The 16,460-nt window shown below is 58.3% G+C and carries 18 protein-coding genes; 12 read left to right on the top strand and 6 right to left on the bottom strand.

Features of this window, described 5'->3' with window-relative positions; all coding sequences use genetic code 11:
• Positions 1-90: 90 nt before the first annotated feature.
• Complete coding sequence (gene fabI, locus FE840_RS08845; RefSeq protein WP_138285229.1) at positions 91-909, top strand: enoyl-ACP reductase FabI; 819 nt, start codon at positions 91-93, stop codon at positions 907-909.
• A gap of 18 nt (positions 910-927) precedes the next feature.
• A complete protein-coding gene (locus tag FE840_RS08840) occupies positions 928-1,518 on the top strand; it encodes a histidine phosphatase family protein (protein ID WP_138285230.1) in 591 nt (196 codons plus the stop codon).
• A 4-nt stretch (positions 1,519-1,522) separates the two neighbouring features.
• Here the strand turns inward: FE840_RS08840 and FE840_RS08835 are convergent, their stop codons facing one another.
• Positions 1,523-1,780, bottom strand: a complete 258-nt coding sequence (locus FE840_RS08835; RefSeq protein ID WP_138285959.1) for a DUF1344 domain-containing protein — start codon at positions 1,778-1,780, stop codon at positions 1,523-1,525.
• Between the two features lie 297 nt (positions 1,781-2,077).
• Between FE840_RS08835 and FE840_RS08830 the strand changes: the two genes are divergently transcribed.
• From FE840_RS08830 to ribB, 3 genes are all read left to right on the top strand, one after another.
• Complete coding sequence (locus FE840_RS08830) at positions 2,078-5,152, top strand: bifunctional diguanylate cyclase/phosphodiesterase (RefSeq protein WP_246318732.1); 3,075 nt, start codon at positions 2,078-2,080, stop codon at positions 5,150-5,152.
• 133 nt (positions 5,153-5,285) lie between these two features.
• Positions 5,286-6,380, top strand: a complete 1,095-nt coding sequence (gene aroC, locus FE840_RS08825; RefSeq protein ID WP_138285231.1) for a chorismate synthase — start codon at positions 5,286-5,288, stop codon at positions 6,378-6,380.
• A 9-nt stretch (positions 6,381-6,389) separates the two neighbouring features.
• Positions 6,390-7,490: a 3,4-dihydroxy-2-butanone-4-phosphate synthase gene (gene ribB, locus FE840_RS08820; protein WP_138285232.1), complete on the top strand. Its 1,101-nt coding sequence runs from the start codon at positions 6,390-6,392 to the stop codon at positions 7,488-7,490.
• Positions 7,491-7,513: 23 nt separating this feature from the next.
• Here ribB and FE840_RS08815 read toward each other — a convergent pair whose 3' ends face one another.
• From FE840_RS08815 to FE840_RS08795, 5 genes are all read right to left on the bottom strand, one after another.
• The gene (locus FE840_RS08815) at positions 7,514-8,209 is read right to left on the bottom strand and encodes an RES family NAD+ phosphorylase (RefSeq protein WP_138285233.1); all 696 of its coding nucleotides are present in this window, start codon (positions 8,207-8,209) and stop codon (positions 7,514-7,516) included.
• Positions 8,210-8,635, bottom strand: a complete 426-nt coding sequence (locus FE840_RS08810; protein WP_138285234.1) for an antitoxin Xre-like helix-turn-helix domain-containing protein — start codon at positions 8,633-8,635, stop codon at positions 8,210-8,212.
• Positions 8,636-8,709: 74 nt separating this feature from the next.
• The gene (locus FE840_RS08805; RefSeq protein ID WP_138285235.1) at positions 8,710-9,129 is read right to left on the bottom strand and encodes a GNAT family N-acetyltransferase; all 420 of its coding nucleotides are present in this window, start codon (positions 9,127-9,129) and stop codon (positions 8,710-8,712) included.
• A 33-nt stretch (positions 9,130-9,162) separates the two neighbouring features.
• The gene (locus tag FE840_RS08800) at positions 9,163-10,350 is read right to left on the bottom strand and encodes a winged helix-turn-helix domain-containing protein (RefSeq protein WP_138285236.1); all 1,188 of its coding nucleotides are present in this window, start codon (positions 10,348-10,350) and stop codon (positions 9,163-9,165) included.
• A gap of 128 nt (positions 10,351-10,478) precedes the next feature.
• Positions 10,479-11,039, bottom strand: coding sequence for a TetR/AcrR family transcriptional regulator (locus FE840_RS08795; protein ID WP_138285237.1), 561 nt, complete (start codon positions 11,037-11,039; stop codon positions 10,479-10,481).
• 122 nt (positions 11,040-11,161) lie between these two features.
• Here FE840_RS08795 and FE840_RS08790 point away from each other — a divergent pair, with 122 nt between their 5' ends.
• From FE840_RS08790 to FE840_RS08760, 7 genes are all read left to right on the top strand, one after another.
• A complete protein-coding gene (locus FE840_RS08790; RefSeq protein ID WP_138285238.1) occupies positions 11,162-11,584 on the top strand; it encodes a Tautomerase enzyme in 423 nt (140 codons plus the stop codon).
• Positions 11,585-11,644: 60 nt separating this feature from the next.
• Entirely contained in the window at positions 11,645-12,064 is a 420-nt protein-coding gene (gloA, locus tag FE840_RS08785; RefSeq protein ID WP_138285239.1) for a lactoylglutathione lyase, read from the top strand.
• 13 nt (positions 12,065-12,077) lie between these two features.
• Complete coding sequence (locus tag FE840_RS08780) at positions 12,078-12,479, top strand: tautomerase family protein (RefSeq protein ID WP_138285240.1); 402 nt, start codon at positions 12,078-12,080, stop codon at positions 12,477-12,479.
• Positions 12,480-12,652: 173 nt separating this feature from the next.
• Positions 12,653-13,333: an energy-coupling factor ABC transporter ATP-binding protein gene (locus tag FE840_RS08775; RefSeq protein ID WP_138285241.1), complete on the top strand. Its 681-nt coding sequence runs from the start codon at positions 12,653-12,655 to the stop codon at positions 13,331-13,333.
• On the top strand, positions 13,327-13,932 hold the full coding sequence (locus FE840_RS08770; RefSeq protein WP_138285242.1) for an energy-coupling factor transporter transmembrane component T family protein: 606 nt from the start codon (positions 13,327-13,329) through the stop codon (positions 13,930-13,932). The genes FE840_RS08775 and FE840_RS08770 overlap by 7 nt, the downstream gene beginning before the upstream one ends.
• Before the next feature lie 31 nt (positions 13,933-13,963).
• A complete protein-coding gene (locus FE840_RS08765; protein WP_138285243.1) occupies positions 13,964-14,527 on the top strand; it encodes a biotin transporter BioY in 564 nt (187 codons plus the stop codon).
• Between the two features lie 207 nt (positions 14,528-14,734).
• Positions 14,735-16,459, top strand: coding sequence for a methyl-accepting chemotaxis protein (locus FE840_RS08760; protein WP_138285244.1), 1,725 nt, complete (start codon positions 14,735-14,737; stop codon positions 16,457-16,459).
• Position 16,460: the final 1 nt, after the last annotated feature.

The following is a 16,460-nucleotide window of genomic DNA, read 5'->3' as shown; positions in this document are numbered from 1 at the left end:
TGGTTACAGTAGATGATCCGCTTCAATCTTGAACGGCGGAACAGCCTATGCCATAGGCAGTCACCATTGAAGATCTCAGAGGATAACCACATGGCTCAAGGTTCCGGCCTTATGGCAGGCAAGCGCGGCGTGATCATGGGCGTCGCAAACAATCGCTCCATTGCCTGGGGCATTGCGAAGGCTTGTCGCGAACAGGGCGCTGAAATTGCTCTGACCTGGCAGGGTGATGCGCTGAAGAAGCGTGTTGAGCCGCTCGCCCAGGAGCTCGATGCCTTCATGGCTGGCGACTGCGACGTCACCAATCTCGACAGCATCGACACCGTTTTCAACAATCTCGAAGCCCATTGGGGCAAAATTGACTTTGTCGTTCATGCAATAGCCTTTTCCGACAAGGACGAGTTGACCGGTCGCTACATCGAAACGACCCGCGGCAACTTCCAAAAGACGATGGATATCTCCGTCTACTCCTTTACGGCCGTTGCCGCGCGCGCCGAGAAGATCATGAATGACGGTGGCTCGCTCCTCACCCTCACCTATTACGGCGCCGAAAAGGTCATGCCGCATTACAACGTCATGGGCGTCGCCAAGGCTGCTCTCGAAGCCTCCGTGCGCTATCTCGCCGTCGACATGGGTGGTCGCGGCATCCGCGTCAACGCCATCTCGGCTGGCCCGATCAAGACGCTTGCGGCGTCCGGTATCGGTGACTTCCGCTACATTCTGAAGTGGAACGAATACAACTCGCCGCTGAAGCGCAATGTTACCACCGATGAAGTTGGCAAGTCCGGCATGTATCTGCTGTCGGATCTGTCGACTGGCGTATCCGGTGAAGTGCACCACGTCGATTGCGGTTACCACACGGTCGGCATGAAGGCCGTGGACGCTCCCGACATTTCCGTCGTCAAGGATTGAGCCTGGGGTTTTCTGGCCGTGCTCATCTACATGATCCGTCACGGCCAGACCGACTGGAATGCCGAAGGGCGGATGCAGGGTCAAAAAGACATTGACCTCAACTCCGTCGGTCGGGGTCAGGCCACCCGGAACGGCATCATGTTGGCGGATCTGCTCGGCAGCGAAGCCGGCGAATTCGATTATGTGGCCTCACCATTGCGGCGAACGCGTGAGACCATGGAGCGCATTCGCACAGCAATGGGGCTTGATCCCCTCACCTATAGACTGGACGATCGACTGAAAGAGGTTTCCTTCGGCGATTGGGAAGGCTCAACGCTTGCGGAACTGGCACAGTTTACGCCGGAGCGGGTTGCCGAACGCGCCCTGAACAAATGGGATTTCATCCCGCCAGGCGAAGATGCGGAAAGCTACGAAATCCTGTCATGGCGCATTGGAGCCTGGCTGAATTCCGTTGAAGCGCCGACGGTATGTGTCGGCCATGGTGGGGTGATCCGCAGCGCCTTCCGCCTTGTCGGGCTGGTGGACAAGGACATAGCCTGCGAAATGAACATCCCGCAGGATCGCATTCTCAAGATCGACCGAGATCGCGGGGAAATCGGCTGGCTTTGACCGCCTATTCCAGGACCTGCATGTCTTCGATCACGCGGCTACCGTCGACTTCCGTGTAGAAAACCAGGACACGGGCACCGCTCTGAAGCCCTTCGAAATTGAACTCGGCCGGCACGGTGTAAGTCTTCCCATCATCCAGTTCAAGGGTCATGCTATCCTGATTGACCGCCGTGATAACGGCTTCCACATCATCACTGGCAAGAGCCGCGAGGGGAGACAAGAGGCTCGCCGTTGCGAACAGGATGGAAACAAGCATGCGCATACGGGATACCTTCTGGCCGATCGATTGATATAAACGCATGCTCATAAGATCCTTTGAATGTGGCCAAAATCGCCCGCCGGGGTGACATTTTCAGTACCATCTTGGACCAGAAAAGAGGCGTGAGGCAAGGCAGGTGGCGGTCACTCCCATGCAATTTCGGCGCGTTAGAAATTCCTAAAGCAAGAGTTTGAAGCGCAATGCAACCAAAAGGTGAGATCAATGCAACTCACTGAAAGAATGCAAGCCTAAATTAACCCGGACTGGGTAGCATCCTCTGGTATTCTGGGGGTTTGCGGTTTGGTTTCTTATAGCAGGTTCGACGCTGATGAAGGCGTCTGGTCCAAGAGTTCAGGTCTTTGGCTGATCGGCGGCGCAGTTGCCAGCCTGATTGTCGTATCCGTTGCCATGCTTGCCGATCGTCACAATGTGGAGCGCGAACGGCTGCAGATGCAGCACTACATTCTCGATCGCGCCGACCATGTGAAAACCAGCATCGAGAAGCAAATCGGACTGGACATTAGCCTCATTCGCCAGTTTGCCGATGACATCTCGGATGACGAGCTTCTTTCGCCCAGTGAATTCTATCGCATGGTCAATAGCGTCAAGAGTCGGCACACGCATATCAAGGACATATCCTATCGTGACGTAAGCAATCCCGACCGTATTGCCTTCAGTGTGCAATTGTCGATGGATCAGGAGAAGATCGTCGTCGACATCCCGATTCCACCGCTGCCCTGGGAGGAAAAAAGCAATTGGAACAAGTTCGTCGTGACGATGGACAGCGAGCGCTTTTTTGAGACCGCGGGCGTTCTCGAACACTACGCCAACGACGTAAGCGCCAGCATTCAGCGAGACCGTGACATCGAACTTGCGATCTACCTCAACAAGCCTGGGGAACAGATTCTGCTGTTTGGCGATAGCACCTTAGTTGATCGCAATCCCGTGTATCTGGAGTTCATGCATGCCGGTCTTGGCCTAAAGCTGGCGGCCATCCCGAAGGGCGGATGGGAGAAAGCGGCCGGCGACCTCACCGGCACGCGCCTGATCCTTGGAGCGCTGACGCTTTCGATGCTGATCCCGATGTTGCTGGCAACCTTCCTTCTGCGCGAGCGCAGCCGCAACATCCGTGCGCTCAAGAGGCGAGAACAGAGGCTTCTGGACCTGTCTGACCGCTTTGACCTCGCGATGCAGACAGCGAACATCGGCATATGGGAAGCTGTTGAGAAGGACGAAAGGCTCTATCTCGACAGCCGGGCGGCGCGTCTGCATGGGCTGCCAGTCCTTGATGACGATGCTGTCGACCGTTTTCCTGAATGGTTGGCGTCGGTTCATGCTGAAGACAGGGATGCACTTGAGCGGCAGCTCTTTGACAGCTTCATCTCGGGCCAGCAACAGCAATTCAACGTAAAATATCGCGTCCTGCTGCCCGATGGGACGATGCGCTACATGCATTCGGTTGCAACGCCCGTGTTCGAAAACGGCTATACCGAACTCACCGGTGTTGTGCTCGATGTCACAACCGAAACACTCATGAACCAGTCGCTCAGCATCGAGAAAGAAAACAGTGACATCAAGAATGCCGAGCTGGAGCTGGCGCTGGATGAATTGTCTCAACGCGAGCATGAGCTTTCGGAACTGTCGCACAGACTAGACCTTGCGCTTGCTTCCTACAATTGTGGGACCTGGGAAGGCGACATGGTCAAGCGTGAAGCGATCTGGGACGAGCGCATGCACCAGCTTTATGGCCTCCCCTTCAGCGACAAGAAGGTGAGCGAACATCAATGGATCTCCTGCCTGCACCCTGACGATCGTCGCGAGGTTCTTCTGGCCACGAAGCGATCCGCAACCAGCGGTCAGACGCTCAACACCGTGCAGCGTGTCGTCCTGCCGAACAACGAACTGCGCTATGTACGCTCTGTCGGACAGGTCCACATGGGACGCGACGGCAAAAAGAAGATCATGGGGATCGCCTTCGACATCACCGCTGATGCGCTGCTGGCCGAACAGCTGCGCAATGCCAAGGCCGAAGCCGATATGCGCAATATCGAGCTGGAACTCGCAAAGAACCGCATCGAATACAATGCGCTTCATGATCCGCTGACATCACTGGCCAACCGGCGCAAACTCGACATGGAACTCGATGAACTGTCTCGTGAGGGCTCTCGCCAGAGGCAGCGTTTCGCCATTTTGCATCTCGACCTCGACCGCTTCAAGGAGATCAACGATACGCTTGGCCATGCCGCCGGCGACGCCATGCTGGTTCATGCATCGAAGATCCTGATGCGCCACGTTCCGCGCGGCGATCTCGTTGCCCGCATTGGCGGAGACGAATTCGTGGTTCTGGCGAAGCGCACAACGACCATGGACGATCTTGCCGCTTTGGCACAACGCATCATCGAAGAGATGAGCAAGCCGATCGACTTCGAAGGGTTTGACTGTCGCTGCGGCGTTTCGATCGGCATTGCCCAGTCGATCGGGGCCGTGCCCGATGCCCGCAAGGTGCTGGTCAATGCGGATATTGCGCTCTACCAGGCGAAGGAGAAAGGTCGCAACTGCTTCGAATTCTTCACGCAGGACCTGCAGGCCAATATCATCGCCAAGAAGCGCATGGCCGATGAGATCCTGAGTGGTCTTGATCGCGACGAGTTTACCGTCTTCTACCAGCCGCAATTCGATGCCGAAACCATGCGTTTGACGGGTGCGGAAGCGCTGGTGCGCTGGCGTCATCCCGACCTTGGTATCGTGCCAACCAACCGGTTCCTCAAGGTCGCCGAAGAGTTGAATGTCATGGCACGGATCGACCAGCTGGTGCTGCAGACGGCCCTGAAAGACCAGATGCGCTGGATTGCGCGGGGGATCGACGTTCCGCGCATTTCGGTCAACGTATCCTCAAAGCGGCTGCATGATGATCAGTTGATCGACCAATTGGCGGGTTTGGCCATCGCCGAGGGGCGCATCTGCTTCGAACTCGTCGAGTCGATCTTCCTCGATGAGAGCGACGAGGTGGTGACCCGCAATATAGAAAGGATCAAGTCGCTTGGCATCGATATCGAGATCGACGACTTCGGCACCGGCCACACATCGATTGTCAGCCTTCTCAAGTTGAAGCCGAAGCGTCTCAAGATCGACCGTCAGCTCGTCATGCCGATCCTGACTTCGCCGCAGGAGCGCAGCGTCGTCCGTTCAATCGTCGAGATTGCCCGCTCGCTCGGGATCGAAACGGTTGCCGAAGGGGTGGAAACGCAGGATCACGGCGGCGTGCTGCGCCAGCTTGGCTGTGACTATCTGCAGGGCTATGCCTTTGCCAGACCGCTCTCCTTCGAAGACTTCAGCCGCTTTGTCAGCGACCTGCCGCGCCGGAAGGCTTCTTGAGAGACTGTTTGCGGCGACGCAGTGTCCTCCAAGAAAGGCTTGTCGCGATTGACCCTTTTCCACTAAGAGTGTCGCCACATTCCGTCCGGTGCGCCTTGTCGGCGACCGGCACAGCAGCATTCGGTGGTTAGCCATGTCGCATAACAGTTTCGGCCATCTCTTCCGCGTCACCACCTGGGGCGAGAGCCACGGCCCCGCCCTTGGCGCCGTGGTCGATGGCTGCCCTCCCGGCATTCGTTTTCGGCAGGAGGATATCCAGGCCTATATGGACAAGCGCAAGCCTGGCCAGTCGCGCTTCGTCACGCAGCGACGGGAAGATGACATCGTCAAGGTGCTGTCCGGCGTCATGCCGCAGGAAGATGGCTCGATGATAACCACGGGAACACCGGTGTCTTTGTTCATCGAAAACACCGACCAGCGATCCAAGGATTATGGCGACATTGCCAAGCGCTACCGCCCCGGCCATGCCGACTATACCTATGACCTGAAATACGGGATCCGCGATTATCGCGGTGGCGGTCGCTCCTCGGCGCGCGAGACCGCGGCCCGCGTTGCCGCCGGCGCACTGGCCCGCCTTGCCATGCCGGGCGTGACGATCAGAGGTGCGCTGGTGCAGATGGGGACCCACAAGATCAACCGGGAGAACTGGGACTGGTCGCAGGTCGATCAGAACCCCTTCTTCTGCCCGGACGCCGCCATGGTCCCGGTGCTGGAGGATTATCTCGACGGCATTCGCAAGGCGGGATCGTCCGTCGGTGCTGTCATCGAAGTCGTTGCCGAGGGCGTGCCTGCGGGCATTGGCGCGCCGGTCTATGGCAAGCTCGATCAGGATATTGCAGCCGGGCTGATGTCGATCAACGCCGTCAAGGGCGTCGAGATCGGCAACGGCTTCAATGCCGCCGAGATCACCGGCGAGGAGAACGCCGACGAGATGCGGATGGGCTCGGATGGCAAGCCCGTGTTTTTGTCCAATCACGCAGGCGGCGTGCTGGGCGGCATTTCGACGGGCGAACCGGTTGTCGCCCGTTTCGCCATCAAGCCAACGTCTTCGATCCTGACCGAACGCCGGTCAGTCGATGCGGACGGCCAGGAGGTGGATGTCCGCACCAAGGGTCGTCATGATCCCTGTGTCGGTATTCGCGCAGTTCCCGTCGGGGAGGCGATGCTTGCCTGCATCATTCTCGACCATATCTTGAGAGATCGCGGCCAGAACGGTCGGACACGGTGAGGATTACCCATGAGTTTTGACCAGAAGCGCGTCGTTGAGGCCATCCGGGCGTTCGAGGCCGGCGAGATCGTCGTTGTCATGGACGACGACGACCGCGAAAACGAAGGCGATCTCATTGTCGCGGCGGTACATTGTACGCCCGAGAAGATGGCCTTCATCGTGCGCCATACCTCAGGGATCGTCTGCGCACCCATGCCGAAGGAGGAGGCAAAGCGCCTTAATCTTTCTGCCATGGTCGCAGACAACGACAGTGCGCATACCACGGCTTTTACCGTGTCTGTGGATTTCAAGCATGGCACGACCACCGGCATTTCTGCCGATGACCGCACATTGACTGTTCGCAACCTCGCCAATCCAAATGTCGGAGCCAGCGATTTCGTGCGCCCCGGACACATCTTTCCGCTGGTTTCGCGTGAAGGCGGCGTGCTGATGCGCTCAGGCCATACCGAGGCGGCTGTCGACCTTTGCAACATGGCAGGCCTGCCGCCGATCGGTGTCATCAGCGAACTCGTCAATGACGACGGCACTGTCATGCGCGGACCGCAGGTCGCTGCCTTTGCCGTGCAGCATGGCCTCAAGCAGGTCTCGGTCGCTGACCTGATCGCCTATCGCCAGCGCAAGGAAACGCTGATCCAACTCGCTTCGAAATTCGATATCGACACGCCTTACGGCAAGGCAAAGGCCTATGCCTATTCCCTGCCCTGGGATCCAATGCAGCATCTAGCCGTGGTTTTTGGCGATATCCGCGATGGCGAGGATATTCCCGTCCGGCTGCATCTGGAACATGTCGGTCGCGACGTGTTCGGCAAGGATCGGCAGCTGGAAGGCATCATGGGCAAGATTGCCGAGCGCGGACGCGGCGTGATCGTCTATCTGCGCGAAGGTTCGGTGGGTGTCGGTATATCGACCACCGCACGCGCCGGCAAGCATGACCGCGAGGCGCATCAGGAGGCGCAGGCCCGCGACAGCGAATGGCTGGAAATCGGCTTGGGGGCGCAGATCCTGAAGGATCTTGGCGTGACCTCGATCCGTCTCTTCGCTTCCCGCGAGCGCCATTATGTCGGCCTCGAAGGCTTCGGCATCAAGATTTCCGGCACAGAGATCGTTTGAGCGCTGCTGGCGCCACGGACTTATCAACCGAGCGGCCCATCCACCACAGGCTGCGGCCTGCCCTTCCAGGTGAGCCGCCAGACATCACCCTGGCGAACTGACTGGACGGCGGCGGGGCGCAGGATGGCGAAGCAGGTGCCGCCCTGATGGCGAACGGAGGGGTAGACGATGCCGTTCAGACCGGCCCGTCTTGCCTCCGTGGCCAGACGGTTACCCTCCGGATAACCCAGGGCCTTGTCCGGTGACAGCGCTGGATGACCGACATCGGTGCGCAGATCGAGGAACTCACCCGAGATGCTGGCAAACATCTCCGCATAATCGGCAACGGCTTCATAGACGCCGGTGCGGGCTAGAAACTCCGTCATGTGAAAGGTGATTTCGGCGAGGCAGGTCTCGACGCTGAGGGCTGCATACCAGGCGCCGCGCGTTTCGCCATTGAAGCGGTTCGGCTCGCGTGGTTTGGCATAGGCAAAGCTCGCATTGATGAAATGTGCGTGCGGCACATCATAGACCAGTTCATTTGCCGCCAGACCCGATATGCCTGTCGCCTGGGCCTGACGGCGGCTGGAGGTTGCGCCTTCGATCTCCGCCAATTCGTCCATTTCGGCGTCACTGTCGACCAGAGGCTCTAAAACAGATGGGCGCAGGCGGGCGGTTGAAACCAGTCGAACCGTTTTCGGATAGGCGAGCGTTGCGACCGGGATGCCGGCGACTTCCACTCAAAGGCCTCCCCGAACGGCATCGACATAGCGGCGAACCTCAAGCATGTGCGGGATACCGCCAGTGATCATGGCCTCGACTGGGCTTGTGCGATGAAACAGAGGACCGCTGTTTGGCAGCTGCGGCCAGCGATCCGCCATGGCATCGACGAAGAGCAGATGCAGCCCCTTGTAGATGCCGATGAGCGCGGAGATGCGTGTCATCTGGTCCTGGCTCAGCGTTTTCGACGCCGTTTCAGGCTTCAACCGTTCCCAGGTGCTCACCGACACCCCGAGAAGGGCCGCCGCTTGCTGGCTGGTCAGGTCCCATTGCGTGACCAAGCGACGGAAAGCCTTGAGTGCTGTGGCCGAGAGCCTGCGCCGCTCCGCCTCGTCTGAAAAACCGCCAAGGGAGACAGGCGATGGGGTCTCTTGAACGTTCAGCATAGGCGCCTCCATCAAATGATGGTAGAAATATACGTCATTTGATGGAGTATTCAAGGTATCCGCCGCCCGAGGCCTTATGTGGCACGTCGCGCCATGCCGACGGATCGGGGGGCTGTTTCCTCGAAAGCATATTGCGCATAGAGCCGATTGGCCGGCACATCGGCGATCAGGCTGATATAGGCGGTCTTGGGCAGGTGATGGTCGATGTGCTCGGTGAGTGCTGCCATGATCCACTTGGCAAGTCCCCTGCCCTGATGCGCCGGGTCGATTGCGATATCGGTGACCTGAAAGAAGCAGCCACCATCGCCGATGATACGACCCATACCCACGGTTTCCTCACCCTTCATCAGGCAGACGCCAAAGATCGAATTTGGCAGGCCTTTTTCGGCGGCTTCGCGAGAAAAGGGGCTGAGACCGGAAACCTGTCGCAGGCGGAGATAGTCATCCACTGCGGGAATACGATGCTCAATCCGGTAATCATCACTCTGGCTCAACGCTTCATCCTTCCAATATCCTCTTCAAAATGGTCAGTCGCGCCAACCGTCGTCAAATCGGACGGTCTCCATTCCGGCAAAGCGGGCCATGCGTTGCATTTCAGCTTCCAGTTTCTCGATCCGACCGGCGCTAGCCTTCACGCCCGGCTCCAGCCAGAGGCGACGGACGGAGAGTACGCCCTCCCTGCGCTCGGCTTTCATGTCGATGCGCCCGATCAGGCGATCACCCTCGAGCAGCGGAAAGACGTAATAGCCATATTGCCGCTTCGGCTCGGGGACGAAGACCTCTATGCGATAGAAGAAGCCGAAGAGGCGTTCGGTACGGTTGCGATCGCGGATCAGCGGATCGAAGGGCGAGAGCACGCGGATGCGGGTGGGCGGTTCCGGAGCGTTGAGCAGCGTTGCCACCTGGTCGGCGAAGGCAAAGGAGGTGCGCGGCTTGCCATCCACCGTTTCCAGCTGCAGCTCTTCCAGCTCGTCGCGATGGGCCGCGACCCAGACCTTGGCTTCGTCGGGCGTGACGATGTCGAAAAAGGCGGCGATTTCGCCGGATGTAGCAAAGCCAAGACGGGTCAGCGCCGCACGGCAGGCCCAGTCGACAAAGACCTCATGCTCCACTTCGGCGCCGTGATGTTCGGCAGGAATGACGCGTTCGGCGAGATCATAGACCTTCTGGAAGCCTTCCCGCCGGGTGATCGCGAGCTTGCCGGTATGCCAGAGGAATTCGAGCGCCGTCTTCGACGGATGCCAGTTCCACCAGCCGCCGGACTTGTGGTCTTCCGCCTTCACGTCCCGGGCCATGACCGGCCCGTGGTCGCGGATGCGGGCATAGGTTTCATTGAAAGCCTGATCAAAACCCTCGCCCTGCCATTTGGCCCAGTTTGCCCGAAGCCGTTCTTCACGGCGGACAAAGCGGTGCTTCCAATAGGGAAAGAAGGCTGACGGGATGACCGAGGCATCGTGGGTCCAATGCTCGAAGAGCGAGCGGTCCTTTTCGACGAGATGCTGCAGATCCGTCGTTTTGTAGGTCTGATTGCGGGAAAACAGGATCTGGTGATGGGCACGCTCGACCCACTGGATGCTGTCGACCTGGACGAAGCCCAGATCATGGATCAGGTCGTAAAGGCCGTCACGCCCGAGCGCCTTCGTCGGCGAGCGGGACAGGCCCTGCCGTTCGAGGAAGATTTTTCGCGCAAGCGGATTGGGGACGGGAATCGACATTGGATGAGACTAGGGCATGTTCGCGGTTTGTTCAATGGGCGCATTGAGCGTTGACTGCAGCTTTGCCGAGCTCTTTCGCCCCCGCAGCCAGCATTGTGAACCGGGAATGACGGGCACAGATGCAGCCCTTAGACTTTGAGGGCAGCTTTGAGCACGGCCTGCAATGCCTCTTCACGTGCCTTCGCATCCGTAGTGGCACGCGTCATTGCGCCTGCGCCTGTTAACAACGACCAGAATGCCCATGCTCTGTCCCTATCCCCATCGAAACCGTGCGCGAGAGAGGAGATAATCTCCGACAAGAGTCCACTGTAGACCTGCCGTGTCTCCAGGTCTGACCGGGCAATATCCGGCGTAAGCGTCTGGAAGATGCAAGCGTCGGGGAGATCGGCGTCCATACGTTCTCCCAAATAGAATCTGGCAAAGTGCTGCTGCCACTCCGGTCCATGGTTCTCCTGAAACTGCTGAATCGAGGCGAGCGTGAACTGCAGCCCGTCCCGCACGGCCTCACGAAACGCGACGGCCTTTGAACCGAAATGGGCATAAAAAGCGCCCGATGTCAGCCCTGCCTCGCCCGCGAGCGCGTCTACTCCGATTCCACCAAAGCCACCCGTGCGGAAGCCTCTGCCTGCAGCCGCCACCAGACGTTTTCCAACTTCCGCGCCGTTTCCTTTAGGCCTCGCCATCATCATGTCTCCGCGATTTTGGTAACGATCGCTATAACACACTTGACTCGATAACGATCGCTATATTAATAACGATAACGTTCGCTATATTAATCGAACTAGTGCTCGCAAAACCAAGGAGAATTCGCATGCCGCTACAGATCATTGCTACCGAAGGCACCCTGTCGTCCAACGCTCAAAAGCAGGCTTTCAAGGAGCTCACCCACCTGCTCCTGGAGCTCCACGGAATTTCCGGAAATGGCTTCATGCTGCCGAACGTGATCGGTGAGGTCATTGAGGTTCCGGCAGGAAAGAGTTTCTCCGGCGGCGAGCCTGCGGAGATCATTGTTTTTGAGCTGAAGGCCCCGTCCTTCGTGCTGGCCGACGCCGAACTGCAGCGGGCATGGTTCGCCCGCGGTACAAGCATCCTGGAGCGAGCCGCCGGAGGCCGTGTTTCGCGTGAGCGGATCTTTGGCAATGTTGTCCACGCGGTGGACGGGGCCTGGGGCATAGGCGGCGTCGCCTACAACAATACCGCCCTTGGCGCCTCTATCGCCGCTCAAGCCGCCTGAACGAAGAGAGGAGGACGGGATCGCTCGTCCTCCAATTACCGACGATCAGAGGAAAACGCCGTGCCGAGTAAACCAGAAGCTTCCGTATTTCATTTTGCTCATGTGATGATCCGGGTTAGCGACCTCGACCGTTCGATTGCCTTCTATCAGAACGTCCTGGGTATGACTGTCCGAAGGCGAGCCGATTACCCCGAGGGTCGGTACACTCTTGTTTTTCTGAGCTACGGGCCGGGGCAAGCTGAAATTGAACTCACCCACAACTGGGGCAATCACACCTATACCAGCGGCAGCGCCTTCGGTCATCTCGCGATCGCCGTAGACAGCGTCGAACGGGCAACACAGCTTTTTCAATCGCGCGGAGCTAACGTTCTTCGACCAGCAGGGCCGCGCATGGAAGCTCCCGACGAAATCATCGCTTTCATCGAAGATCCAGATCAGTACCGCATCGAGCTTGTGCAGATAGCGGCTGAAGCCAGATAGAGGAGGAGACAACATGCCACTGGTTAGAATTTCCTATGCCGATCACTCTGACGCGACAGACGAAAATGTGATCTCAAAGGGCGTTCATGCTGCGTTGGTCAGCGCCTTTGGTATCCCGGAAGACGACTACTTTCACATTCTTGAACCTCATCCGGACGGCCGCGGACTTGTAGGACCGGAATCCTTCCTAGGCATAAAGCATGGCCCGTCCATCACGTTTGTGCAGATTACGGCGGCGGAAGGTCGGAGCCCAGAGCAGAAAATGGCACTTTTCAAACAGATCGCCGAAAACCTGGAAATGTGCGGTCTTCATCGCGCCGACATCGTCATCAACCTGATCGAGACGAAACGTGAAAACTGGTCATTCGGAAATGGTGAAGCACCTTTTGCAACCGTGTCCACCAATAAGGTCTAACTACGAAGCTCTTTGCTCTCCACTCGGTCAGGCGGGTTGGAGTTCAATGCGACTGGCGTGATCGCCCACGTGAACTGCCTGTTTTGACACAATCAGCATCATCGCTGCGTAGCAGGCATTTCCCAGGGACCTTAAGGGGTCTATAGAACGGCCATATTCTGGAGATCCCATCCTTGCACATCATTTTCAACCAGGCCGAATTGCGTTACGGCGAGCGCTTGGCCCTCCGGGCCCTCACACTCTCGCTGAGCGAGCCGCGCATCGGCGTGATCGGGCTCAATGGTTCCGGCAAGACGAGCTTTGCGCGGCTGATTGCGGGCCTTGCCAAGCCGACCTCCGGTACGGTAACGCTCGACGGTCTCGATACCGTGGCTGACGAGAAGGCGGCGCGGGCGAAGACCGGCTTTATCTTCCAGAACCCCGGACACCAGATCATTCTGCCCATCATTCGCGAGGATGTGGCGCTCGGGCCGAAATCGCGGGGGCTGCCTGCCTCGGAAGTCGAGCGGCTGGTAGACGAAGCCCTTTTGCGCTTTCGCATCAGCGATCTTGCGGCGCGGCGGCCGCATGAACTTTCGGGTGGTGAGTTGCAGCTTGCAGCACTTGCCGCCGTATGCGTCAACCGGCCGGATGTCGTGATCTTCGATGAGCCGACCAACCAGCTTGATCTGAAGAACCGCGCCCGGGTGAAGGGGGCGATCGACGGGCTTGGCGAACAGGCCGTGGTCATCAGCCATGACCTCGACCTCGTCGCAGATTATGGCCGGGTGCTGGTTTTTCATGAAGGTGAACTTGCCTTTGACGGGCCGGCAGAGGCCGCCATTTCGCGCTACCGGGAGATCGCCGGATGTTGAGCAGTCTCTATGTCGACGGCGGGACATGGCTGCATCGCATGGCGGTCAAGCCGAAGCTCGGCCTGCTCCTGGTCTTCGGGCTGGCGCTTGCCCTTGTCGACACGGCAGTGATCCTTGCGCCCGCCGCGCTTTTGACCGGGGCGCTCTATCTCTCGCTCGGCCTCGGCTTCCGGCAGGCATTCCGGCGGCTGCGGCCCGTCCTGTTCACCATCGCCTTTCTCGGGGTCGTGAACGTCTTTGTGCTTTCGCCGGCTGAGGCGCTTGTTCTGACATTGCGGCTGCTGGCGATCCTCTTTCTCGCCGCCAGCATTACCGCCACCACAAGGATTGCGGCCTTCATGGAGGCGATTGCCGATCTCGCCCACCCGCTGGAGCGGATCGGGCTGATCAAGGCCAATGATGTCGGGCTCGCATTCGGGCTGGTGCTGCGCTTCGTGCCCGAGATCGCCAATCGTTACGAGGCCCTGAAGGCAGCGCATCTGGCGAGAGGACTTGTCGCCAAGCCCCACAAAATCCTGGGGCCCCTGATCATTTCGACGCTCAAGGATGCGGACAGTATTGCAGAAGCAATTGACGCCCGCGGGATTCGGGGCCAGTAGAGTGCCCATGTTCATGGGCAGGAGTTTTTTCATGACCACTAAAGATCTCGTACTGGCCGCCTTGTTTACAGCCATCATCATTGTGCTCGGCTTCATTCCGCCGGTCACGCTCGCCTTTATCCCGGTTCCGATCACGGCACAGTCGATGGGCGTCATGCTGGCAGGCTGCATCATCGGTGCCAAGCGCGGGGCGCTGGCCTACGTGCTCCTCGTCGTCCTGGTTGCGGTGGGTCTTCCGGTTCTCTCCGGCGGTCGCGGCGGCCTCAATGTTCTGGTCGGTCCGACCGGCGGCTATATCTTCGGCTGGATCATCGGCACCTTCGTCACGGGTCTGATTGCCGAGCGGCTGGTGCACGACGGGCAAAGCGCGATCAAGCAGATGTCCGGTTTCTTCATTGCCTCTATCGTGGGTGGTATCGGCGTTGTCTATCTCTGCGGGATGCCATGGCTTTCTCTCGTCGCAGGCACACCCTTTGACAAGGTGCTGATTGGATCGCTTGCCTTTATTCCCGGCGATTTCGTCAAGGCCGCGATTGCCATGCTGGCGGCCCGTGCGGTTATGGTCGGCTATCCGCTTCTGCCGGCAAAAGTTTGATAGACTTACAATTTTTCTGCGCGTTACAGGCGGCCGATCTCCATTGATCGGCCGCCTTGCTTATTAATTTTACGTATAACGATTTTATTATGTAAGCGGTTGCAGAAGGGCAAAATTGCAATTTCTGACGCTTCCGAGCCAATTTAGTAACCATTTATATAGATAGAGCTACCTAAACTCTGAGTTATCCTATCGGAGACCTCAACCATGCCACTGAGCTCATTTTTTGGAAGAGAATCGCGCGCCATCCTCGAAGCCCTGGGACGCTCACAGGCCGTTATTGAGTTTGACGTCAATGGTATCATCCTGAACGCCAACAAGAATTTCTGCGATGCGGTGGGGTATGCGCTGAACGAGATTGTCGGCCAGCATCACAGGATGTTCGTGTCGGAAGAGTATGCGGTATCGAAAGAATACAAAGATTTCTGGAAACGACTGGCCTCGGGTGATTTCTTCACCGCCGAATACCAACGGTTCGGAAAGGGTGGGCGGGAAATCTGGATTGAAGCCACGTACAACCCGGTCTTTCGCGGCGGCAAACCCTACAAGGTCATCAAGTTTGCGACCGACATCACGGAACGCAAGCGGCAGAACCTCGAAAACAGCGGCAAGCTGGCCGCCATTTCCAGAGCACAGGCGGTCATCGAATTTACCCCGGACGGCACGATCCTGACCGCCAACGAAAACTTCCTGAAAACCGTCGGCTACACGCTGGACGAGATCGCCGGCAAGCATCACTCGATCTTCTGCGAGCCAGACTTCATCAAGTCGCCCGAGTACAACAAACTCTGGGAAGACCTGCGTGCCGGTCAATTCAAGTCGGGCGAGTTCACCCGACTCGGCAAGAATGGGAAAAGGGTGTTTATCCAGGCCTCGTACAACCCGATCTTCGACAGTGACGGTAAGGTCTTCAAGGTTGTCAAATTTGCCGTCGACGTGACCGGTCGCGTTGGCGCTGTCGAGTCTATCGCGGCGGGATTGGCGCGGCTATCCGAATGCAATATTCGAGTGACGATCGACGAACCCTTCATTCCTGAATTCGAACGATTGAGGAATGACTTCAACACGGCCATCAGCGAGTTTCAGAAAACCCTGGAAAGCGTGCTGGGCGAGACTGGAACACTGACGGACAACAGCAACAGCTTGAAAAACGATGCTGATACGCTGGGAAGACGGACCGAGCAGCAGGCAGCGGCACTCGAAGAGGCTTCTGCCGCCCTCGAACAGATCACGGCAACGGTGAAGGAAGCCTCGATCAGAGCCCGGGATACGCGCGAAATCGTCCAGGAAGCAAGAACGGCGACGGGAGAATCGGTTCGGGTGGTGGCTCAGACAGTCGATGCAATTTCCCGGATCGAAAAGGCATCCAAGGAAATCGGCAGCATTATCGATGTGATCGACCAGATCGCCTTCCAGACCAATCTTCTGGCCTTGAATGCCGGCGTGGAAGCCGCTCGTGCCGGTGAAGCGGGCAAGGGCTTTGCGGTCGTGGCGCAGGAGGTCCGTGATCTTGCACAGCGTTCCGCCAATGCGGCGCGTGAGATCTCGTCGCTGATCCTCAATTCCACCACCCAGGTGGATGAAGGCGTCAAGCTCGTCAATGCAACCGGCGAGGCCCTGAACCGGATTGAAAAATATGTCAACGAGATCAACCTCAATGTCGACGCTATTGCGACCGGGGCGAATGAACAGGCCTCCAGCCTCAGCGAAATCAACCGCGCCGTAAACCAGCTCGATCAGGCGACACAGGACAATGCGGCACTGGTTTCCAGCATCGCGAGCGCCGGTGAGATCATGGCCGTGGGCGCCAACAAGATGAAGACACTGGTCGATATCTTCAAACTGAACCGTCGGGCCGCAAGGCGAGAGCCGGGGTCAGAGGCGGCAGGCGCCGGTTCGCATGTGCGCAGTCGGCAGAACATCGCGGCCTGAA

This window comes from Peteryoungia desertarenae (genome assembly GCF_005860795.2).
Taxonomy (GTDB): Bacteria; Pseudomonadota; Alphaproteobacteria; order Rhizobiales; family Rhizobiaceae; genus Allorhizobium; species Allorhizobium desertarenae.
The sequence above is the reverse complement of the archived record's forward strand: the minus strand, read 5'-3'. Positions and strand labels throughout refer to the sequence as shown.